At 70.7% G+C, this 20,086-nt stretch carries 23 protein-coding genes; 8 read left to right on the forward strand and 15 right to left on the reverse strand.

From position 1 onward, the window contains the following. Positions 1–3: 3 nt before the first annotated feature. Together G8A07_RS13435 and G8A07_RS13440 are read right to left on the reverse strand one after the other, a co-directional pair. Positions 4–759, reverse strand: a complete 756-nt coding sequence (locus G8A07_RS13435; protein WP_195797461.1) for a LytTR family DNA-binding domain-containing protein — start codon at positions 757–759, stop codon at positions 4–6. Beyond that, on the reverse strand, positions 756–1,877 hold the full coding sequence (locus tag G8A07_RS13440; RefSeq protein WP_195797462.1) for a sensor histidine kinase: 1,122 nt from the start codon (positions 1,875–1,877) through the stop codon (positions 756–758). Before G8A07_RS13440 ends, G8A07_RS13435 begins: the two co-directional genes overlap by 4 nt. Positions 1,878–2,060: 183 nt before the next feature. Between G8A07_RS13440 and G8A07_RS13445 the strand changes: the two genes are divergently transcribed. The 3 genes from G8A07_RS13445 to G8A07_RS13455 are packed head-to-tail and all read left to right on the forward strand — an operon-like array spanning position 2,061 to position 5,580. Next, positions 2,061–3,452 carry a phosphomannomutase/phosphoglucomutase gene (locus tag G8A07_RS13445; RefSeq protein ID WP_195797463.1) on the forward strand — a complete coding sequence of 464 codons (1,392 nt, stop codon included), beginning with the start codon at positions 2,061–2,063 and terminating at the stop codon, positions 3,450–3,452. Beyond that, on the forward strand, positions 3,449–4,756 hold the full coding sequence (locus G8A07_RS13450) for a 3-deoxy-D-manno-octulosonic acid transferase (RefSeq protein ID WP_195797464.1): 1,308 nt from the start codon (positions 3,449–3,451) through the stop codon (positions 4,754–4,756). Before G8A07_RS13445 ends, G8A07_RS13450 begins: the two co-directional genes overlap by 4 nt. Further along, positions 4,753–5,580 carry an aminoglycoside phosphotransferase family protein gene (locus tag G8A07_RS13455; protein WP_249937329.1) on the forward strand — a complete coding sequence of 276 codons (828 nt, stop codon included), beginning with the start codon at positions 4,753–4,755 and terminating at the stop codon, positions 5,578–5,580. The genes G8A07_RS13450 and G8A07_RS13455 overlap by 4 nt, the downstream gene beginning before the upstream one ends. Before the next feature lie 11 nt (positions 5,581–5,591). On the opposite strand, the gene G8A07_RS13460 is transcribed toward G8A07_RS13455, so the two are convergent. From G8A07_RS13460 to G8A07_RS13480, 5 genes are all read right to left on the reverse strand, one after another. Next, positions 5,592–5,804 (reverse strand): hypothetical protein, encoded by a 213-nt coding sequence (locus G8A07_RS13460; protein ID WP_195797465.1) that lies wholly within the window; start codon positions 5,802–5,804, stop codon positions 5,592–5,594. Between the two features lie 90 nt (positions 5,805–5,894). Next, positions 5,895–6,983, reverse strand: a complete 1,089-nt coding sequence (gene selD / locus G8A07_RS13465) for a selenide, water dikinase SelD (RefSeq protein ID WP_195797466.1) — start codon at positions 6,981–6,983, stop codon at positions 5,895–5,897. Then, entirely contained in the window at positions 6,980–8,095 is a 1,116-nt protein-coding gene (locus G8A07_RS13470; RefSeq protein WP_195797467.1) for a sigma-54-dependent Fis family transcriptional regulator, read from the reverse strand. Before G8A07_RS13470 ends, selD begins: the two co-directional genes overlap by 4 nt. 105 nt (positions 8,096–8,200) lie before the next feature. Next, positions 8,201–10,729, reverse strand: a complete 2,529-nt coding sequence (locus G8A07_RS13475; RefSeq protein WP_371816449.1) for an ATPase, T2SS/T4P/T4SS family — start codon at positions 10,727–10,729, stop codon at positions 8,201–8,203. Positions 10,730–10,914: 185 nt separating this feature from the next. Then, the gene (locus G8A07_RS13480; protein WP_195797468.1) at positions 10,915–11,889 is read right to left on the reverse strand and encodes a TRAP transporter substrate-binding protein; all 975 of its coding nucleotides are present in this window, start codon (positions 11,887–11,889) and stop codon (positions 10,915–10,917) included. 124 nt (positions 11,890–12,013) lie between these two features. Here G8A07_RS13480 and pcp point away from each other — a divergent pair, with 124 nt between their 5' ends. After that, a complete protein-coding gene (pcp, locus tag G8A07_RS13485) occupies positions 12,014–12,664 on the forward strand; it encodes a pyroglutamyl-peptidase I (RefSeq protein WP_195797469.1) in 651 nt (216 codons plus the stop codon). 1 nt (position 12,665) lies between these two features. On the opposite strand, the gene G8A07_RS13490 is transcribed toward pcp, so the two are convergent. Together G8A07_RS13490 and G8A07_RS13495 are read right to left on the reverse strand one after the other, a co-directional pair. After that, positions 12,666–12,860 carry a zf-HC2 domain-containing protein gene (locus G8A07_RS13490; RefSeq protein WP_195797470.1) on the reverse strand — a complete coding sequence of 65 codons (195 nt, stop codon included), beginning with the start codon at positions 12,858–12,860 and terminating at the stop codon, positions 12,666–12,668. Positions 12,861–12,878: 18 nt separating this feature from the next. After that, positions 12,879–13,442 (reverse strand): sigma-70 family RNA polymerase sigma factor, encoded by a 564-nt coding sequence (locus G8A07_RS13495; RefSeq protein ID WP_195797471.1) that lies wholly within the window; start codon positions 13,440–13,442, stop codon positions 12,879–12,881. A 120-nt stretch (positions 13,443–13,562) separates the two neighbouring features. Between G8A07_RS13495 and G8A07_RS13500 the strand changes: the two genes are divergently transcribed. The 4 genes from G8A07_RS13500 to G8A07_RS13515 are packed head-to-tail and all read left to right on the forward strand — an operon-like array spanning position 13,563 to position 15,922. Further along, positions 13,563–13,865 carry a DUF2282 domain-containing protein gene (locus G8A07_RS13500; protein ID WP_371816450.1) on the forward strand — a complete coding sequence of 101 codons (303 nt, stop codon included), beginning with the start codon at positions 13,563–13,565 and terminating at the stop codon, positions 13,863–13,865. A 7-nt stretch (positions 13,866–13,872) separates the two neighbouring features. Then, positions 13,873–14,739 carry a DUF692 domain-containing protein gene (locus G8A07_RS13505; RefSeq protein ID WP_195797472.1) on the forward strand — a complete coding sequence of 289 codons (867 nt, stop codon included), beginning with the start codon at positions 13,873–13,875 and terminating at the stop codon, positions 14,737–14,739. After that, positions 14,736–15,437: a DNA-binding domain-containing protein gene (locus G8A07_RS13510; RefSeq protein WP_195797473.1), complete on the forward strand. Its 702-nt coding sequence runs from the start codon at positions 14,736–14,738 to the stop codon at positions 15,435–15,437. The genes G8A07_RS13505 and G8A07_RS13510 overlap by 4 nt, the downstream gene beginning before the upstream one ends. After that, entirely contained in the window at positions 15,434–15,922 is a 489-nt protein-coding gene (locus G8A07_RS13515) for a DoxX family protein (RefSeq protein WP_371816451.1), read from the forward strand. The genes G8A07_RS13510 and G8A07_RS13515 overlap by 4 nt, the downstream gene beginning before the upstream one ends. 3 nt (positions 15,923–15,925) lie before the next feature. Here G8A07_RS13515 and tolA read toward each other — a convergent pair whose 3' ends face one another. From tolA to nusB, 6 genes are read right to left on the reverse strand one after another with little or no spacing between them, the layout of a single operon-like run. Continuing rightward, a complete protein-coding gene (tolA, locus tag G8A07_RS13520; RefSeq protein ID WP_195797474.1) occupies positions 15,926–16,819 on the reverse strand; it encodes a cell envelope integrity protein TolA in 894 nt (297 codons plus the stop codon). A 13-nt stretch (positions 16,820–16,832) separates the two neighbouring features. Continuing rightward, the gene (gene tolR / locus G8A07_RS13525; RefSeq protein ID WP_195797475.1) at positions 16,833–17,270 is read right to left on the reverse strand and encodes a protein TolR; all 438 of its coding nucleotides are present in this window, start codon (positions 17,268–17,270) and stop codon (positions 16,833–16,835) included. Between the two features lies 1 nt (position 17,271). Then, entirely contained in the window at positions 17,272–17,970 is a 699-nt protein-coding gene (tolQ, locus tag G8A07_RS13530; protein ID WP_195797476.1) for a protein TolQ, read from the reverse strand. Next, a complete protein-coding gene (ybgC, locus tag G8A07_RS13535) occupies positions 17,967–18,404 on the reverse strand; it encodes a tol-pal system-associated acyl-CoA thioesterase (protein WP_195797477.1) in 438 nt (145 codons plus the stop codon). The genes tolQ and ybgC overlap by 4 nt, the downstream gene beginning before the upstream one ends. After that, positions 18,401–19,597: a pyridoxal phosphate-dependent aminotransferase gene (locus G8A07_RS13540; protein WP_195797478.1), complete on the reverse strand. Its 1,197-nt coding sequence runs from the start codon at positions 19,595–19,597 to the stop codon at positions 18,401–18,403. Before G8A07_RS13540 ends, ybgC begins: the two co-directional genes overlap by 4 nt. A gap of 2 nt (positions 19,598–19,599) precedes the next feature. After that, complete coding sequence (gene nusB / locus G8A07_RS13545; protein WP_195797479.1) at positions 19,600–20,085, reverse strand: transcription antitermination factor NusB; 486 nt, start codon at positions 20,083–20,085, stop codon at positions 19,600–19,602. Position 20,086 lies beyond the last annotated feature (1 nt).

Raw genomic sequence — 20,086 nt, forward strand, 5'->3', positions numbered from 1 at the left:
GGCTCACATCGACTTGAAGAGATGGACATAGGCGCGACTGACCGGCAGCTCGCGCGCCAGACCCTTGAAGCGCACGAACAGGCGGCTCGCGGCGTCGCGCCGGGTGCCGGCCAGATGGGCCATATTGACCAGGGTCGCGCGGTGGATCTGGCAGAACTGCTGCGGGTCGAGCTGGGGCAGCAGCTCGGCGATCGAGGTTCGGATCAGGTATTCGGCCGTGGCGGTCTGCACGACGGTGTACTTGTCGTCGGCATGGAAGAAGCGCACCTCGTCGACCTCCAGCTGGTGCGTCAGCTCGCCCTGGCTGGCGCGCAACCAGCGCAGGCGCGGCGCTGCAGGCACCGGCGGGGCCAGGCGGCGCAGGGCCTCGGCCAGCAGGGCGTCGGGCTCGGCCGGCGGCGCGGCCAGGGCCTGCTGCAGGCGCTGCACGGTGCGGGCCAGGCGCTCGGTCTTCAGCGGCTTGAGCAGATAGTCCAGCGCGGCCTGCTCGAAGGCCTGCAGCGCGTACTCGTCATAGGCGGTGACGAACACGACGCGGGTCGCGCCCTCGATGCCCTCGGCCACCTCCAGCCCGCTCAGGCCGGGCATCTGGATGTCCAGGAAGGCCAGCTCCGGCTCCAGCGCGGCGATGCGCTCGGCGGCCTCCAGGCCGTTGCGGGCCAGGTGCACGATCTCCAGCCCGGGCCACAGGGGCTGCAGCTGGCGGGCCAGGTACTCGGCCAGATGGAATTCGTCGTCGGCGATCAGGGCTCGGGTCATGGGGTCTCGTGGGCGGGCAGATGCAGTTCGGCGACGCAGCCGGCCGGGCCGGGGTGCAGGGTCAGATGGGCCTGGTCGCCGTAGCGGGCCTCCAGGCGTTCGCGGATGTTCTTCAGGGCCAGGCCCTGGCCGGGCCGGGCACGCCGGCGCGGGCCGGCGGCGGCGCTGCCCAGGCCATCGTCCTCGACGATCAGCAGCAATTGGTCCTGCTCCAACCGGGCCTCGATGCGCACCAGGCCGCCCTCGGGCTTGGCTTCCAGGCCATGGGTGATCGCGTTCTCGACCAGGGGCTGCAGCAAGAGCGGCGGCATGCTCAGCGCGCGTAGCGCGGCCGGTACCTCGATCCGGTAGCGCAGCCGCGCCTCGCCCATGCGCAGGCCCATCAGGGCCAGATAGCTCTCGGCCAGCGCCAGCTCCTGCTCTAGGCTGCTGAACTCGTTGCGCAGGCTGTCCAGGCTCAGGCGCAGATGGTCGGTGAATCGCTCCAGCATCAGCTTGGCCCGCTCCGGCGCGACGTCGATCAGGCTCTGCACCGCGGCCAGGCTGTTGAAGAGGAAATGCGGCTCGATCTGGGCCTGCAGGTGCAGGAGTCGCGCCTCGGTGGCCTGCAGCTGCAGGCGCTGGCGGCGCTCGGCCTGCCAGCTCATATAGCTGCCGAGCGCGGTGCAGCAGACCAGGATGAACAGGAACTGGCTGGCGGCGCGGCTGTTGTCGAAGGGCATGTGGATCTGCCACCGGGTGATCCAGGCCAGCAGTCCCCAGTAGGTCCAGGTGCCGCCCGTCACGCCGACGATGGGCATCGCGATGAAGAAACAGTTTGCAAGCCAGCCGCCACCGTTCAGGCGCCGCAGGCCGCGCTCGGGCAGCAGCAGCTCGCACAGGCGATAGCCGGCATGGATGAAGCCGGCGATGAAGAGGCCGGCTCCCAGGCTGGCCAGCACGCTGGCGCCGTTGATCTGCCGGTTGCCGAACAGATGGGCGAGCAACAGGAAGAAGCTCGGGATCATGAGCCCCAGGCCGGCGGTGATCAGCAGCCGGGCCCAGGCGGGCTCGGGGCGGCGCCTATGCAGCTTCCAGTAACGTTGCCAGGCCAGGCGCAGGGAATCATGTGCGTTCATCGGGGTCAAGCCTAAGCGAGGCGCCGATTCTGCCGCCGCCGGCCTGCGACGCATCGCCAACCGGGCCGACGAATGGCGAACCCGCGCGCCGGGCGGCAGGGGCGTCATCGGCGATGCCTACAATCCGCCCGAAATTCGTTTGATTGATTCACGCATTACTCAAATCGCAGCAAAAGGGAATCCATGCAAGTTCACGCCTCCATCTTCAAGGCCTATGACATCCGCGGCGTCGTCGGCCAGACCCTGGACGAGATCTTGGCCGAGCATCTCGGCCGCGCCTTCGGCACAGAGGCCAAGCTGGCCGGCGAGAAGGCCGTGGCGGTGGGCCGCGACGGGCGTCTGTCGGGCCCCGGCCTGGTGGCGGCCCTGGTGCGCGGCATCCAGTCGACGGGCCTGGACGTGGTGGACATCGGCGCGGTGACGACCCCGATGCTGTACTACGTGGCCGCGACGCGCGGCAAGCATGGCTGCAACTCCGGCATCCAGGTGACCGGCAGCCACAATCCCAAGGACTACAACGGCTTCAAGATGGTGCTCAAGGGCGCCGCCGTCTACGGCGAGCAGATCCAGGGCCTGCGCCGCCGCATCGAGGCCGAGGACTATGCGACCGGCCAGGGCCGTGTCGGATCGATGGACATCGTCGCCGAGTACACCCAGCGCATCGTCAAGGACTGCAAGCTGGCGCGCCCGCTGAAGATCGTCGTCGACTCCGGCAACGGCATCCCCGGCGCCTCCTCGCCGGCCATCCTGCGCGCGCTGGGCTGCGAGGTGATCGACATCTACTCCAAGGTCGACGGCGACTTCCCGAACCACCATCCGGATCCCTCGCGCCCCGAGAACCTGGAAGACCTGAAGCGCATCGTGCATGCGACCGAGGCCGACCTGGGCCTGGCCTTCGACGGCGACGGCGACCGCCTGGGCGTTGTCACCAAGGACGGCGAGATGATCATGCCGGACCGCCAGATCATGCTGTTCGCGGCCGACATCCTGTCGCGCCAGCCCGGCGCCGAGATCATCTTCGACGTCAAGTGCACGCAGCGCCTGGCGCCCTGGATCCGCGAGCATGGCGGCAAGCCGCTGATGTGGATGACCGGCCATTCGTTGGCCAAGGCCAAGCTGAAGGAGACCGGCGCGCCGCTGGCCGGCGAGCTGTCGGGCCATATCTTCTTCGCCGAGCGCTGGTACGGCTTCGACGACGCGATGTACACCGCGGCTCGCCTGCTGGAGATCCTGTCGCGCGCGGCCGATCCCAGCGCCGTGCTGCAGGCCCTGCCGACCAGCTTCAACACGCCCGAGATCAACGTGCCCTGCGCCGAGGGCGAGCACCATGAGGTGGTGAGGAAGCTCAAGGAGGTGGCCGAGTTCCCGGGCGCCGCCGAGATCGTCACGATCGACGGCCTGCGCGTCGAGTACGCGGACGGCTTCGGCCTGGTGCGCCCCTCCAACACCACGCCGGTGCTGGTGCTGCGCTTCGAGGGCCAGACCCAGGCCGCGCTGGAGCGCATCCAGCACGATGTGCTGGCGCAGCTCAAGCGCGTCAAGCCCGACGCCACCTTCGCCGCTTCTGCACATTGAAGCAAACCCTGGCCCGCTGGCTGTACGCGGCGCTGCTGCGTCTGGCCACGCCGCTGTACCTGCTGAAGCTGTGGCGGCGCGGCGCGGCCGAGCCGCTGTACCGGGCCCATTGGGGCGAGCGGCTGGGCCTGTACCGCGGGCCTGCTGCGGAGCCGGGCCGGCTCTGGCTGCATGCGGTGTCGCTGGGCGAGACGCGCGCCGCGGCGCCGCTGATCGCGGCGCTGCGCACGCAGCGGCCGGGCCTGAAACTACTGCTGACCCATGGCACGGCCACCGGCCGCGAGGCCGGCCAGGCCCTGCTGCAGGCCAGCGATGTCCAGGCCTGGCTGCCCTATGACACGCCCGGCGCGGTGCGGCGCTTCCTGCGCCATTGGCGGCCCGCCGCCGGCGTACTGATGGAAACCGAGATCTGGCCGGCGCTGCAGCACGCGGCCCGCAAGCAAGACCTGCCCCTGGTGCTGGCGAACGCGCGGCTGTCGGAGAAGAGCCTGCGCCAGGGCCGGCGCCTGGCCGCGCTGATGCGGCCGGCGGCCGAGGCCCTGAGCCTGGCCCTGGCCCAGACCGAGGACGATGCGCGGCGCCTGCGCGAGGCCGGCGTGGCCCGCGCCGAGGTGGCCGGCAACCTGAAATACGACCTGCGGCCCGACGCGGCCCTGCTGGCGCGCGGCCGGGCCTGGCGCGCGCGGCTTGGCCGGCCGGTGCTGCTGGGCGCGGTGACGCGCGAGGGCGAGGAGGCGCTGCTGCTGCAGGCCTTCAAGGCCGAATACCGCGAGCTGCCGCCGGCCGCGCGGCCGCTGCTGCTGATCGTGCCGCGCCATCCGCAGCGCTTCGACGAGGTCGCGGCCCTGGTCGCGGGGCAAGGCCTGACCCTGGCGCGGCGCAGTGCCTGGGCCGCTGCGGACAAACCACCCGACGCGGCCCTGCTGGCCGAGGTCTGGCTGGGCGACAGCCTGCGCGAGATGCCGCTCTACTACGGCCTGGCGGACCTGGCCCTCTTGGGCGGCAGCTTCGCGCCGCTGGGCGGGCAGAACCTGATCGAATCCGCGGCCTGCGGCTGCCCGCTGCTGCTGGGGCCGCATACCTTCAACTTCGCCGAGGCGGCCGAGCTGGCGCTGGCGGCCGGCGCGGCGCGGCGCGTGGCCGACCTGCCGGCCGCGCTGGCGGCGGCACGCGCGCTGCTCGGCGAGGCCGGTGCCGAGCGCGGCGCGATGGCGCAGGCGGCGACCGCCTTCGCGGCCCAGCACCGCGGCGCGGCCGAACGCATGGCGGCGCGCATCCTGCAACTGCTGCAACCCGTTGCATGAGCATGACCTTGTTCGAGCCCTATCTGCGGCGCTGGAACCTCCAGCCCGACGGCACAGTGCTCGTCACCCCGGCCAGCCATCTGCTGCCGGTGCGCACCGCCGAGGGCGAAGCCGGGATGCTGAAGCTGGCCGACAACGAGGAGGAGCGCTACGGCGGCCTGGTGATGAGCTGGTGGGGCGGCGAGGGCGCGGCGCGCGTGCTGGCCCATGAGCCGGGCGTGGTGCTGATGGAGCGGGCGCTGAGCGGCGCGACCCTGCGCCCGCTGGCGCTGGACGGCCGCGACGACGAGGCCAGCCGCATCGCCTGCGCGGTCGCGGCGCGGCTGCATGCGCCGCGCGCGGCGCCGCGGCCGGCGGGCATGTTGGACCTGGGCGACTGGTTCCGCGCCTCGCTGGCGCCGGCCGCGGCCCGCGAGGGCGGCCTGCTGGCCGAGGGCTGGGCCCTGGTGCAGCGCCTGCTGGCCGAACCGCAGGGCGAGCCGGTGCTGCTGCATGGCGACCTGCATCACGACAATGTGCTGGACTTCGGCCCCGGGCGCGGCTGGCTGGCGATCGACCCGAAGCGGGTGATCGGCGAGCGGAGCTACGATTTCGCCAACCTGCTGTGCAACCCGGAGCTGCCGACCAGCAGCGATCCGGCGCGCTTCCAGCGTCAGAGCGCCGTGATCGCGCAGGCCGCCGGGCTGGAACCGGCGCGCCTGCTGCAATGGACCTGCGCCCATGCCTGCCTGTCGGCCGCCTGGTTCCTGGAGGATGAGGAGCGCGACGAGGCCGAGGGCGAGCTCGCGGTGGCCGCACTGGCCCGGCAGGCCCTCGGCGCTTGACTGGCGGCTGACTAGCGCTGGCCGGCCTTGCCGCGGTCGGTCTCGCTCGGCGGCGGTGTGGCCTCGCCGCCGCCCCATTCGGGATGGCTGCGGTTCACATCGCCCGGCGCTTCCGGGCCGGTCTGGCCGGTCTCGCCGATCCGGTGGTCCTCGGCATCATGTTCGAGCCCGCCCTGGAGCCCGGGAGGGAAGTCCTGCGACCTGCTGCTGCGTCCGTTCGTCATGGGGTATCTCCCTGGAAAAACCGTCCGACAAGAAAGACCTGAACAGTATGGCGCCGGCGCAGAGTCCGGCATCGCGTCGCGGGTTTGCGATCAGGTAATGATCTGTAGCCGCGCGCCGCCGGCCGAGGCCGGCAGCACCTCGCCGATCTCGGCCGCGGCCTCGAAGCCCTCGCGGTGGAACAGGGCCAGCACCGCATCGACCGCCTCCGGCGCGCAGGACACCAGCAGGCCGCCGCTGGTCTGCGGGTCGCTCAGCAGCGCGCGGTCCTCGGGCGCGAAGCCCTCCGGCAGTGCGATCTGCTCGCCATAGGAGGCCCAGTTTCGGCCCGAGGCGCCGGTGACAAAGCCCTGCGCCGCCAGCTCGCGCACGCCGGCCAGCAGGGGCACGGACGCCCAGTCGATGCGCACCGGCAGGCCGGCGCCGCGCGCCAGCTCCAGGCCATGGCCGGCCAGGCCGAAACCGGTGACATCGGTCAGCGCATGCACGCCGGCCAGCTCGGCCAGCGCCGGCCCCGGCGTGTTGAGCCGGGTGGTGCTGGCGATCATCTGCGCATAGCCCTCGGCGCCGAGTTGTTCCTTCTTCAGCGCAGCCGACAGCACGCCCACGCCCAGCGGCTTGCCCAGCACCAGGCGGTCGCCGGCGCGCGCATCGGCATTGCGCTTGATCTGGTCCGGATGCACCAGGCCCAGCACGACCAGGCCGTAGATCGGCTCGACCGAGTCGATCGTGTGGCCGCCGGCGATCGGGATGCCCGCGGCCGCGCAGACCGCCTGGCCGCCGGCCAGGATGCGGCCGATGGTCTCGGGCGGCAGCACATGGATCGGCATGCCGACCAGGGCCAGCGCGAAGATCGGCCGGCCGCCCATCGCGTAGACATCGCTGATCGCATTGGTCGCGGCGATGCGGCCGAAGTCGAAGGGGTCATCGACGATGGGCATGAAGAAATCGGTCGTCGCGACCAGGGCCTGCTGATCGTTCAGCTTGTAGACCGCGGCATCGTCGGCGGTCTCGATGCCGACCAGCAGCTCGGGCGGCAGCAGGCCGCCGGCGCCGCTGTTCTTTAGGATCTCGGACAGCAGGCCCGGCGCGATCTTGCAGCCGCAGCCGCCGCCATGTGAGAGGCTGCTCAGGCGGGGGACCGGGGTGATGGTGGGGGTAGGGGTGATCGGGGCGCTCATGGCGCCGGATGATAAGTCTTGAGCTTGCGGTACAGGGTGCTGCGGCCGATGCCCAGCTGGCGCGCCGCCTCCGACAGATTGCCGGCGGCGGCCTGCACCGCGCTGGCGATCGCCTGGCGCTCGGTCTGGCGCAGGCTGACGCGGCCGGGCGGCGGGGGCGTTTCGGGCAGCTCGGGCTCGGCCGCCCAGGCCTCGCGCGCCTGCTGGCGCTGCAGGCCCAGATCGGCCTGGGCCAGGCTCAGCTTGGCGCACAGCGGCGCGCCGTCCCGTGCCCAGGCCAGGCGCAGCTCGCCCCGGTGGCGCTGGACCAGGGCCAGCTCGCCCAGGCCCTGACCGAACAGGCCGGTCAGGCTCTCGCGGCGCAGCGCCATCGGCGCCAGGCCCAGCAGCTCCAGCGCGCGGCGGTTCGCGCCCAGCACGCGGCCGTCCTCGTCCAGCGCCAGCAGGCCCTCGTGCAGGGTGCCCAGCGCGGCGGCGCTGGGATGGAAATGCAGGCGGCTGCTGTGGCGGAAGCGGTCGGCGAACCATTGCGCCTCGATCAGGCGTGCCGACATGCCGGCCAGCGCCAGGGTATGCGGGTGGTAGGAGCGGCGCTCGCCGGAGACGTCGAGCACGCCCAGCAGCGCGCCCTTGTGGTCGAAGATCGGCGCGGCCGAGCAGGTCAGGAACTGCAGGCCGCGCAGGTAATGCTCCTGGCCATGGACCAGGGTCGGCGCCTCGGTCATCAGCGTGGTGCCGACCGCGTTGCTGCCCTTGTCGGCCTCGGCCCAGAGCGCGCCGGGCGACAGCGCGACCTGGTCGGCGCGCTGCAGGAAGCCCGGGTCGCCCAGGGCATGCAGGATGCAGCCGCTGGCATCGGTCAGCAGCACCATGCTCTGCGCATGCATCAGCTGCTCGTAGAGCATCTCCATCACCGGCAGGGCCTGGGCATACAGGCGCGCATTGCGCTGCTGCAGCTCGGCCAGCGCGGACGGCGCCAGGCGGTGCAGGTCCGGCCGGCCCTCGCTGGCCAGGCCGAAGGCGCGGCAGCGCTCGTGCGAGGCGGCGATCTGCTGCGCATGGCCGGTGGCACCGGCGATCGGGGCGGGAAGGGCGCTGGAGGGTTGGACCACGGCGGGCTCCGGGCTCGGCTCTGGTGGCCCGAATATGGACCAGCGAGCCGGGCCCGACAAGCGGGCAATTGGGGAGCCGCTAGCCCCTATGAGCGCGCCGCGGGGTCAGGTGTTGCTGGTGGCCCGCACCTCGGCCAGGGTGGTGACGCCGGCCAGCACCTTGATGATGCCGTCCTGGCGCAGGGTGCGCATGCCCTCGGCCATCGCGCAATGCTGCAGCTCCTCGGCGCGCGCCCCGGTCTGGATCAGGCGGCGCACGGTCTTGGACACGACCAGCAGCTCATGCAGGCCGGCCCGGCCCTTGAAGCCGGTTTGGTCGCATTGCGCACAGCCGGCGGCGCGGTAGCGCACCAGGCGGCCGTTCTCGCCATAACCGGCCTGCCATTCGGCCTGCAGGGCCTCGCGCGCGGGGCGCTGGTCGGCCGGGAAGGCGTGCAGATGGTCGTCCAGCAGCTCCTGCAGCTCGGCATCCGGCAGCGGCTCGCTCTTGCGGCAGCTGGGGCACAGGCGCTTGACCAGGCGCTGGGCCAGCACGGCCAGCAGCGAGTCGGCGAAGTTGAACGGGTCCATGCCCATGTCCAGCAGCCGGGTGACGGTCTCGGGCGCGCTGTTGGTGTGCAGGGTCGAGAGCACCAGGTGGCCGGTCAGCGAGGCCTCGATCGCGATCTGCGCGGTCTCCTCGTCGCGGATCTCGCCGACCATGATCACATCCGGGTCGGCGCGCAGGAAGGCGCGCAGCGCCTTGGCGAAGGTCCAGTCGATCTTCGGATTGACCTGGACCTGGCGCAGGCCGACCTGGGTGATTTCGATCGGGTCCTCCGCGGTCCAGATCTTGCGGTCCGCGGTGTTGATATGGCCCAGTGCCGAATGCAGGGTGGTGGTCTTGCCGGAGCCGGTGGGGCCGACGCACAGCACCATGCCGTAGGGGCGGGTGATCGCGGCCTTCAGCTGCGTCAGGTTGGCGGCGGACAGGCCCAGCTTGTCGATCGAGATCGGCTTGGCCGAGGACAGCAGGCGCATCACCACGTCTTCCAGGCCGTTGTTGGTCGGGATGGTGGCGACGCGCAGCTCCAGCCGGTGCTGGCTGGAGAAGCGCGAGAAATTGATCTTGCCGTCCTGCGGCTTGCGGCGCTCCGAGATGTCCAGGTCGCACATGATCTTGATGCGCGCGATCATCGCGTTGCGATAGGTGTAGGGCAGCTCCAGATAGGGCTGCAGATGGCCGTCCTTGCGGAAGCGGATCTTGACCTTCTCGCGCCCCGGGTGGGTCTCGATATGGATGTCGGACACGCCCTGGCCATGGGCTTCGATGATCATCGTGTTGATCAGGCGTACCAGCGAGTTGTCCGACTGCTCGATCGGCGTGTCGTCCTCGCGGATCGCCTTTTCCTGGCTGTCGCGCTCCAGGCTCTCGATCAGCTTGTCGGCGTTGTCGAGCTGGAAATCCAGGGTCAGCGAGGGGATGCGCAGCTCGCTCGGCGAGGAGACGGCATCGCTGCCGAAGCGCTCGTAGACATGGGGCAGGGCGAAATGCAGGGTGCCGACCTTGGTCAGGGTCGGCACGACCTTGAGCTGGGAGATGAACTCGACCTCGTCGATCGCGTCGCGTCGCGTCGGGTCCTCCATCGCGACGATTAGCTTGCCGTCGCGCAGCACCAGGGGCAGCACCTCCAGGCGCTTGGCCACCGCATGCGGCAGCTTGCGCACCGCGTCGGGCTCGACCGGGAAGCTCTCGACGTCGACCAGTGGATAGCCCATCTTGCGCGCCAGCGCCGACTGCAGCTGCTGGCGCGTGATCACGCCGCGGCGCACCAGCAACTGGCCCAGCGGCACCGAGCGGTCCTCGCGCTGCTGCGCCAGGGCTTCGTCGAGCTGCTGCTGGGTGATCAGCTCCAGCGCCAGCAGCGCCTCGCCGATGCGCACCATCGGCATCTTGGCCTGCTGCTCGATCGCATGCAGCAGCTGCTCGGTCGTGAGCACCTGCTTGGCGACCAGGATGTCGCCGACGCGGCGGCTGCGCAGCTCCAGCTGCTCGCGCGCCGCGTCCTCGATCTGCTCCGGCGTCACCGCCTGCTCGCGCAGCAGCAGCTCGCCGATGCGCTCGCCCAGCTCGAAGCCGGCCAGCACCTCGCGCGGCACGAACACGCGCAGCACCGAGTCGTCGCTGTCCGAGACCGGTGGGAACAGGTAGAGGCCGTTGTCGTCCTGGTAATGGCCGATCGTGATGCCCTTGAGCTCGCCGCCGCCGTGGTAGCTGAGGCGGAACTCGTTGCGCGGGCGCTGGTCCAGCGACAGCACGTCGTCGCTCGCGACCGATTCGCGCGGCGCCGCGGCGACCGGGCGCAGCAGCTTCAGCGCGCGGAACTGGTTGAACTTCAACGGCATTGCATTGCGTGCCGGCGGAACGGTGACCTGGGCCAGGCGTTCGCTGGGCACCATCAGGATCACATGGCCGGTGGTGCGGCTGCTGTTCAGGCCGAGGATCTCGCAGGGCTCCGGTCCGGTCTGGTCCTGCGGCTGGGGATAGGCCGCGTAGGGCGGGGTCGGCCATTGGAAATGCGGCTCGCTCTCCGGCGTACCGGCGTCCTGGGCCTTGGCGTGCGGCCAATGCAGGGGCGCGGACGGGTCGTGCATCAAAGTCTCCGGTTCAGCAGTCATTGCGGTTGCCAACCGCCGAGCTTAGCGCCATTGTGGGCCGCTCGATCCCCGGATCAAGTCAACAGGGTCGGGACTGTTCGCCACGGGCCTCGTGGCCCGTGGCAAATAAGTCACGAAGCGTGGCCCGCGCGGGCACGCCTCGTCCTTCTGTCCGCGGCGCCTCAGGGGCGGCGGAAGGCGGCGAGCAAGGCCTGACCCTCGCTGCCGGCCTTCTTCTCCCAGTCGGCCTGCATGATGCCGCCGACCTGGCGCAGGTCCTCGCTCAGCTTGGCCGAGGGCGGCAGGATCTTCATGCCGCGCTCGGCCAGCGCCTTCTTGTACCAGTCGTTCTTCTCCTGGCTGAGCTTCCAGCCGCGCGCCTCGGCCTCGGCCGCGGCCTTCAGCAGCGCCTCCTGGGTGGGCTTGTCCAGCGCGTCGAAGGCGCGCTTGTTGACGATCAGCGCGTTCTTGGGCAGCCAGGCCTGGGTGTCGTAGAAGTACTTGATGCTCTCGTAGGTCTTGCTGTCGTAGCCGGTGGCGCCGGAGGACATATAGGACTCGACCACGCCGGTGGCCAGGGCCTGGCTCAGCTCGGCGGCCTGGATCGTCACCGGCTGGGCGCCGATCAGCTCGGCGATCTTGGCGGTGGCCGGGCTGTAGGCGCGCCACTTGATGCCGCGCATGTCGGCCACCGAGCCGATCTCCTTCTTGACGAAGATGCCCTGCGGCGGCCAGGCCACCGTGTAGAGCAGCTGCATGCCCTGCGCCGCCAGCAGCTTGTTCAGGAAGGGCTTCTGCGCCTCGGCCAGCTTGCGCGCCTGCGGGTAGCCGGTGGCCAAGAGCGGGATGCCGTCGGCGCCGAACAGCGGGTTCTCGTTCTCGAAGTTGACCAGCAGGATCTCGCCCAGCTGTGCCTGGCCGCCCTGCACCGCGCGCTTGATCTCCTGGGCCTTGAACAGCGAGGCATTGGCATGCACGGTGATCTTGAGCTTGCCGCCGCTGGCCTTGTCGACCTCGCTGGCGAACTGCTGCAGGTTCTCGGTGTGGAAGTTGCTGGCCGGGTAGGCCGAGGGCAGGTCCCATTTGGTCTGGGCCGCGGCCGGGAGGGCGGCCAGGGCGGTGGCGGTCAGCAGGCAGAGGCGACGGCTGGGACTCATGCGCGGGCTCCGGAGTTGTCGGGGGTGCCGCAAGCATGGAGCCAGCCCCCGCGCTTGCCGATCGGTGTTGACCCCGAGTTAGCATCGCCGGCGGGAGCAGCCAGCGCCGCGCGTGGACCACAAGATGAGCAATGACCCGAAGATCCTCCTGACCGGTTTCGAGCCCTTTGGCGGCGAGCCGGTCAACCCGGCCTGGGAGATCGCCCGGGCGCTGGACGGCGAGGCGCTGGACGGTGCGCGCATCGTCGCGCGCCGGCTGCCCTGCGTGTTCGGCGCTGCGCTCGACACGCTGGCCGCCGCGATCGCCGAGACCCGCCCGCGGCTGGTGCTGGCCCTGGGCCAGGCCGGCGGGCGCTGCGACCTGTCGATCGAGCGGGTCGCGATCAATGTGGACGATGCGCGCATCGCCGACAACGCCGGCGCGCAGCCGGTCGATGCGCCGGTGCTGGTCGGCGGGCCGGCCGCCTATTTCACGACCCTGCCGATCAAGGCGATGGTGGCCGGGCTGCGCGCCGCCGGCTACCCGGCCTCGGTCTCGCAGAGCGCCGGCACCTTCGTCTGCAACCATGTCTTCTACGGCCTGCAGCATGCGCTGGCCGGCAGCGGCGTGCGGAGCGGCTTCATGCACATCCCCTACCTGCCCGAGCAGGCGGCGCGCCATCCCGGCCAGCCCAGCCTGCCGCTGGCGACCCTGATCGACGGTACCCGGCTGGCGCTGGAGCTGGCCTTGCGCACCGAGCAGGACCTGCGCGAGCCGGGCGGGGCAATTTCGTAGGCTATTCGCTCTCGCTGTAGCGCCGCCAGCGCGCGCTGGCGCGGCGCATCAGGGCCAACTGGGCGGCGAAGCGCGGGCAGGCCTTGCAGACCATCAGGTGCAGGCGCATCGCCAGGCGCTCCCGCCAGGGCAGGGCCTGGTCCTCGGCGCGCAGCGCGAGGGCGGTCACTTCACGGCAGGTTCGGCGCAGCAGCATGGATCGTGGCGAGGTTCATCAGGTGGCGGTCTGGGGCGGGCTGGCAAACCAGTTCAGCTGCAGGCATTCGCGCAGGCGCAGCCGGGCGCGATGCAGCATGACCCAGAGATTGGTCGGGCTGATCGCCAGGACCTTACAGATCTCCTCGGTCTCCAGCTCCAGCCATTCGCGCATCATGAACAGGCGGCCCTGCTGGCCGGGCAGATGCTCGACGCAGGCCTCCAGCACCTGGATGAATTCCAGCTGGCGCAGCGCGGCCTCCGGGTCGCCCCAGTCCTCGGGCATCTGGCGCCAATGGCCGTCGGGGCGAAACAGCTCCTCGTCGAGGTCGATGCCGTCCTCCGGCGTCGCGCTCAGCTCGCGACCATGGCGGCGGATCTGGTCGATCAGCTTGTGCTTGAGGATGCCGACCAGCCAGGTCTTCAGCTGCGACTGGCCGGCGAAGGCCTGCGGCTTCTCCAGCGCCGCCAGCAGGGTCTCGGACACCGCATCCTCGGCCCAGGCCGGGTTGCGCAGCTGGGCGCGGGCGTACTTCAGCAGCTGCGGGCGCAGGGTCTCCAGCGCGGTGGCGAACTCGGTCATTCGGGCGTCGAAGACGGGGTTGGGGTCGGGGCAGTGTAAGGATTTTGGCTGCGCTTGCGACACAAGGGGGTCCAGCGCATCATGCGCCGGCCTTTCTCTCAACCCCACAAGGAGCATCCGATGAAGAAGAGCAACCCCAGCCTGAGCACCGCGCAGATCCTCTCGTCCGCGCTGGCCGCCGCACTGAGCCTGGGCCTGGCCACGCCGGCCGCGGCGCAGGACAAGGGCGCGAAGGAAAAATGCTATGGCATCGCCAAGGCCGGCCAGAACGACTGCGCCAACCTCTCCGGCACCCATTCCTGCGCCGGCCAGGCCAAGACCGACATGGCGCCCGAGGAATGGAAGTACGTGGCCAAGGGCGGCTGCAAGGACATGAAGGGCCTGACGGCCGACGAGGCCAAGGCCAAGCTGGCCAAGAAGTGAGCGGCCGATGAAGCGCGATGCCCTGCGGGCGCCGACCGGCATCGGCTGGCGCCAGCCGCATTACCAGGTGCTGATGGACGAGCGGCCGCCGCTCGGCTTCCTGCAGGTGCATTCGGAGAATTTCTTTGCCGCGGGCGGCGCCGCGCCGCAGGTGCTGGCCGGCGCGCGCGCCCATTACGAGATCAGCCTGCATGGCGTGGGCCTGTCGCTGGGCTCGGCCTGCGGGCTGGACGAGGCGCATCTGGCGAGCCTGGCGCGGCTGGTCGAGCGCATCGAGCCGGTGCGCGTGTCCGACCATGCCAGCTTCGCCCGCCTGCCGGGCCGGCATGGCAACGATCTGCTGCCGATCGCCTTCACCGACGCGAGCCTGGCCATCCTGGTGGCCAATGTGCAGCGGGTGCAGGAGCGGCTGCGCCGGCCGCTGCTGGTCGAGAACCTCAGCGCCTACCTGGCCTGGGACGACGACCATCTGGCCGAGCCGGAGTTCTTCAACGCGCTGACGGCGACCAGTGGCTGCGGCCTGCTGCTGGACGTCAACAACCTGGTCGTCAACGCCCTGAACCGCGGCGCCGATGCAGCCGGCGCCGAGCGCGCCGCCTGCGCCTGGATCGACCTGCTCCGGCCCGGCAGCGTCGGCGAGATCCATCTGGCCGGCCATGCGCGCCTGCCCTCGGGCCCGGTGATCGACGACCATGGCAGCCGGGTCGACGCAACGACCTGGGCCGTCTACGCCCATGCCCTGCGCCGGCTGGGGCCGGTGCCGGCCCTGGTCGAATGGGATACCGACATCCCGCCGCTGCCGGTGCTGCTGGACGAGGCGGCGCGGGCGGATGCCGTGGTCATCGCCGCGCTGACACCGGAATTGGAAACATGATGAGCGGCTACGAGATCGAAGCCAGGCGCCAGCGAGCCTTGCTGGCGGCGCTGGACCTGGGGCAGCCGCCGATGGGCGCGCTTGGCCTGTCGGGCGGTGCCGAGGCCGGCCTGCTGGCCTACCGGCGCAATGCGCAGGGGCTGGCCGAGCGTGCGCTGGCGGCGGTGTTCCCGCGCCTGCAGGCCCTGTTGGGCGAGGCGCAGTTCGCCGCGATGGCCTGGGCTTTCTGGCGTCGCCATCCGCCGCGCGGCGGGGATCTGGGCGACTGGGGTCAGGACTTGCCCGGCTTCCTGGCCGCGCAGACGCAGATGGAGGTCGAGCCGCCGGCGCTGGCGCGGCTGGAATGGGCCCTGCACCAAGCCGAGCGTGCGGCCGATATCGAGCCGGACCCGGCCTCGCTGGCGCTGCTGGCGAGCCACCCGCCGCAGCGGCTGCGACCGCGGCTGGCGCCGGGCCTGCAGCTGCTGAGCGAGGACGGGATCCTGGTCTGGCGGCGCGGCTGGCTCGGCGAGAGTTGCGCGGTCGATGCCGGCACGGCCGGCTTCTCTGCCCAGCTGCTGGCCGGCGCCCGCCTCGGGCCGGCGCTGGAGGCTAGCTTGGCCGCACATCCCGATTTCGATTTCTCCGCCTGGCTGCAGGCCGCGCTGCGCGAGGGCTGGCTGCTGGGCATCGACGAAGACCCGGAGGACCCGCGATGAACCTCACCCATCCGATCGGCGAGCTGCTGCGCGCCTGCACCGACCCCGGGCTGGAGCGCCCGCAGCGCATGGCGCCGGCGCTGGCCGCGCTGACCGAGCAGCTGCGCTCGCTGGCGCTGCTGGGTGCGCGGCTCTATGTGGCCCAGGTGTTCTTCCTCTCGGGCCTGACCAAGCTGCGCGACTGGGGCACGACCCTGGCGTTGTTCGAGGACGAGTACCGCGTGCCGCTGCTGTCGCCGCAGCTGGCGGCCTGGCTGGGCACCGGCGGCGAGCTGCTGCTGCCGGCGCTGCTGCTGCTGGGCCTGGGCGGGCGCTTCGCGGCCGCCGGCCTGTCGGTGCTGAACCTGGTCGCGGTGCTGAGCCTGGCCGAGATCGCGCCGGCCGCGCTGCTGGGCCACCAGCTCTGGGGCGCGCTGCTGCTGGCGGTGCTGCTGTGCGGCGCGGGGCGCTGGTCGCTGGACGCCTGGCTGGGGCGCCAGCGCTGACGCTCACTCGCGCGGCTGGAACTTGATGATCAGGTGCGAGGGCACCCGGCCGTCGACATCGCGCGGCAGCACCTCGGTCTTCTCGATCGCGCGCAGCACGGCCTTGTCCCATTCCGGGTCGCCGCTGGTCTTGACCAGGCGGCTGCTCAGGATGGTGCCGTCCGGTGCGGCGCGCACCTCGGCCTCGGCGACCGGGTTGCCCATGCCGGAGTCGCTGTAGATGATGTTCGGGCGGATGCGCGCCTTGATGCGGCCGGCGTAGCTGGATGAGGGCCCGGCGCTCTGCAGCGCGGTGCCCGTGGCATTGGGTGCGCCGGTGGCGCCGGCCATGCCCTGGATGCGGCGCAGGTTCTCCTGGCGCTGCTTCTCCAGCGCGGCCTCGGCCTTCTTGGCGTCCTGCTTGCTCTTCTCCTGCTTGGCCTTGTCTTCCTTGAGCTTGTCCTCGCGCGCCTTCTGCTCCTCGCGGGCCTTCTTGTCCTTGAGTTCCAGCTGCTCACGCTTCTTGCGCTCGGCCTCTTCCTCCTCGCGCTTTTTCTTTTCGTCCTCGATCTTCTTTTTCTTCTTCTCGCGCTCGGCGGCGATCTCGGCGTCGCGCTGCTCCTGCAGCACGCGCGGATCGGGGCGCGGCGGCTCGGGCGTCGGCTGCGGCTTGACCGGCTCGGGTTCGGGCTCCGGCGGGGTTTCCTCGCGCGGCGCGGCGGCCACCGGCACGGCGGCCCAGAGCTCGGCCTCGAAGGCCGGCTCGGTCTGGCTGCGCCAGTTCAGGCCGGCGGTCAGGCCCAGGACCAGCAGGCCATGGGCGACCAGGGCCAGCAGGATGCCGCGGCCCAGACCCGGCGCCGGCGGCGGGCGCAGCGGGTCGCGGTGCAGGGCGAGGGCGCTAGCAGTACTGCTCATCGACTCGGGCGCCTCAGTTGCCGCTGCTGGCGCCGCTCTTGACGGCCAGTCCGACCTTCTGGATGCCGGCGCTCTGCAGGATGTCCATCACCTTGACCACGGCCTCGTACTTGACCGCCTTGTCGGCGGAGATCACGACCGGCGAGTTCTCCTTGCCCGACTGCGCCTGCTTGACGCGGTCGGCCAGGCGGTTGAGCTGGATGCCCTCGGGCTCGCCCTTGTCGATCTTCAGCTTCAGCTTCTCGTCGCTGCCGACGATCACATGGATCACCTGGTCGGGCTGCTGGCGGCTCTTGCCCACGCTGGGCAGGTCCACCAGGCCGGTCGTGATCAGCGGCGCGCTGACCATGAAGATGATCAGGAGCACCAGCATCACGTCGATGAAGGGCACCATATTGATCTCGTTGATCGTGCGGCGGCGGCTGCCGCTGCGGGAGCTCATCGCCGGCATGTCAGTCGGCCCCGTGATGCGCGCCGGAGGGTGTACCGGCATTGCGCTGCAGGATGTTGGAGAACTCCTCGATGAAGGTCTCCATCGTGATCGCGCTGCGGTCGATCTGGCGGGCGAAGCGGTTGTAGGCCAGCACCGCGGGGATCGCGGCGAACAGGCCGATCGCGGTGGCGACCAGGGCCTCGGCGATGCCGGGAGCCACGGTGGCCAGGGTCACCTGCTGCAGGTTCGACAGGCCGACGAAGGCGTGCATGATGCCCCAGATGGTGCCGAACAGGCCCACATAGGGCGAGACCGAGCCGACCGAGGCCAGGAAGGAGAGGTGCGACTCCATCGCGTCCAGCTCGCGCTGGAAGCTGGCGCGCATCGCGCGGCGGGCGCCGTCCAGCAGCGCGCTGGCCTCGGTGACGCGGCGCTCGCGCAGCTTCAGGAACTCGCGCATGCCGGCCGCGAAGATGCGCTCCAGCGGGGCGCCGCCCTGCTTGCCGTTGACGCTGTTGTAGAGCTCGTTGAGGTTCTTGCCGGACCAGAACTCCGACTCGAAGGACTCGTTGCTGGCCTTGACCTTGGAGAGTGCGAAGAACTTGCCGAAGATCACGCTCCAGCTGGCCAGCGACATGGCGAGCAGGCCGGCGATCACCAGTTGCACGGCCAGGCTGGCGTGCATGATCAGGCTGACGATGGAAAGGTCTTGATTCATTCTGGGATGGGGGCGGGCAGGGTGGAAGCGGCGGCGTCCAGCGCCTGCAGGATCGAAACGGGAATGCGGGTGGGTTTGAAGGTGCGGCTGTCGACGCAGCCGATGCGGATCTCGCCCTCGGCCAGCAGCGCGCCGTCGCTCGCGCGGCGCGCCTGCTGGAACAGCGTCATGCTGACACGGCCGCGCTCGGTCAGGCGCACCGAGACCTGTAAAAAATCGTCAAGCCGGGCCGGGCTCAGGTAGCGCACCGTGGTGCCGCCGACGATGAACATCGCACCGCCCTCGACGCGCAGGCGCTCCTGCTCGAAGCCCAGGGCGCGCAGCCACTCGGTTCGGGCGCGCTCGAAGAACTTCAGGTAGTTGGCATAGAAGACGACGCCGCCGGCATCGGTGTCTTCCCAATAGACCCGCAGGCCATGCTCGAAATCAATCATGCTCTTGTCGTATGCAGGGCCTGGCCCAGCCGGGCCATCGCTTCCTGCAGGTCTTCCAGGCTGCTGGCGAAGGACAGGCGCACCCAGCGCTCGCTGCCCAGCTTGCCGAAATCCTTGCCCGGGGTCAGGGCGATATGGGCCTTGGCCATCATCTCGAAGCAGAAGTCCCAGCTGCTGTCCGAGAAGGCTGAGACATCGAACCAGACATAGAAGGCGCCGTCCGGCACGACCGGCACGGTGAAGCCCAGCTGCTGCAGCGCCGGCACGATGAAGTCGCGCCGCGCGCGGAACTCGGCGCGGCGGCGCTCGTACTCGGCCAGCTGCTCCGGCGCGAAGCAGGCCAGCGCCGCATGCTGGGCCACGCTGGAGGGGCAGATGAAGAGGTTCTGCGCCAGCTTTTCGATCGGCTGCACCAGGGCCGGCGGCAGCACCAGCCAGCCCAGGCGCCAGCCGGTCATGCCGAAATACTTGGAGAAGCTGTTGACCGAGATCACATCCTCACCCAGCGCCAGGGCGCTGTGGCCGAAATGCTCCTCGTAGCTGAGGCCCAGGTAGATCTCGTCGACGATCGTGACGCCGCCGCGGGCGCGCACGGCCTCGACGATCGCGCGCATCTCGTCCGGCTCGATCGAGGTGCCGGTCGGGTTGCTGGGCGAGGCCAGCAGCACGCCGCGGGTCCGGGCGTCCCAGGCCGCCTCGATCTGCGCGGCCGAGGGCTGGAAGCGCTGCTCCGGCCCGGCCGGCAGCAGCACGGCCTCGGCATCCGCGGCCGCGACGAAATGGCGGTTGCAGGGATAGCAGGGATCGGGCATCAGCACCCGGTCGCCGCGCTCGAACAGGGCCAGGCAGGCCAGCTGCAGCGCGGCCGAGGCGCCGGCGGTGATGACGATGCGCTCCGGCGCGATGTCGGTCAGGCCGAAATGCGCGCCGTACCAGCGGGCAATCGCCTCGCGCAGCGCCGGCAGGCCGGTGGCGGGCGTGTACTGGGTGCGGCCGGCCTCGATGCAGGCGCGGGCCGCGGCCTGCACCGCCGGCGGGGCGGAGAAGTCCGGCTCGCCGATGTTCAGGTAGATCATGCGCCGGCCGCCCTGGGCCGGATCGCAGGCCGGGCTGCGCGCGATCTCCGCCGCGGCCTTGGCGCATTCCATCACATAGAAGGGCTCGATCTGCTCGAGCCGCTGGGCCAGCTTCATGTTCAGCGGCGTAGGGCCTTCACCTCGGTCGGACGCAGGTCCTCGGCCGCGCGGTCCAGCACGCCGTTGACATACTTGTGGCCGTCGGTGCCGCCGAAGCTCTTGGCCAGCTCGACCGCCTCGTTGATCGCCACCTTGTAGGGGATGTCGATGCAGTGCTTGAGCTCGTAGGCGCCGATCATCAGCACCGCATGCTCGATCGGCGACAGCTCGGTGGTCTTGCGGTCGACATGGCGGGCCAGCACCGCGTCCAGGTCGGCGGCCTCCTGCATGCAGCCATGCAGCAGCGCGTCGTAATGGGCCTTGTCGGCCTTGCCGAAGCCATCCTGCTCGCGCATATGGGCGTCGATCGCGCCGGCATCCTCGCCGGCCAGCAGCCATTGGTACAGGCCCTGCAGCGCGGCCTCGCGGGCGCGGCGGCGGGCGGATTTCGCGGGAGCGCGCTTGGCGGCGGGCTTGGGGCTGGGGGTCTTTTTATCGTCGGCCATG

The sequence above is a fragment of the Roseateles sp. DAIF2 genome, assembly GCF_015624425.1.
Taxonomy (GTDB): Bacteria; Pseudomonadota; Gammaproteobacteria; order Burkholderiales; family Burkholderiaceae_C; genus Kinneretia.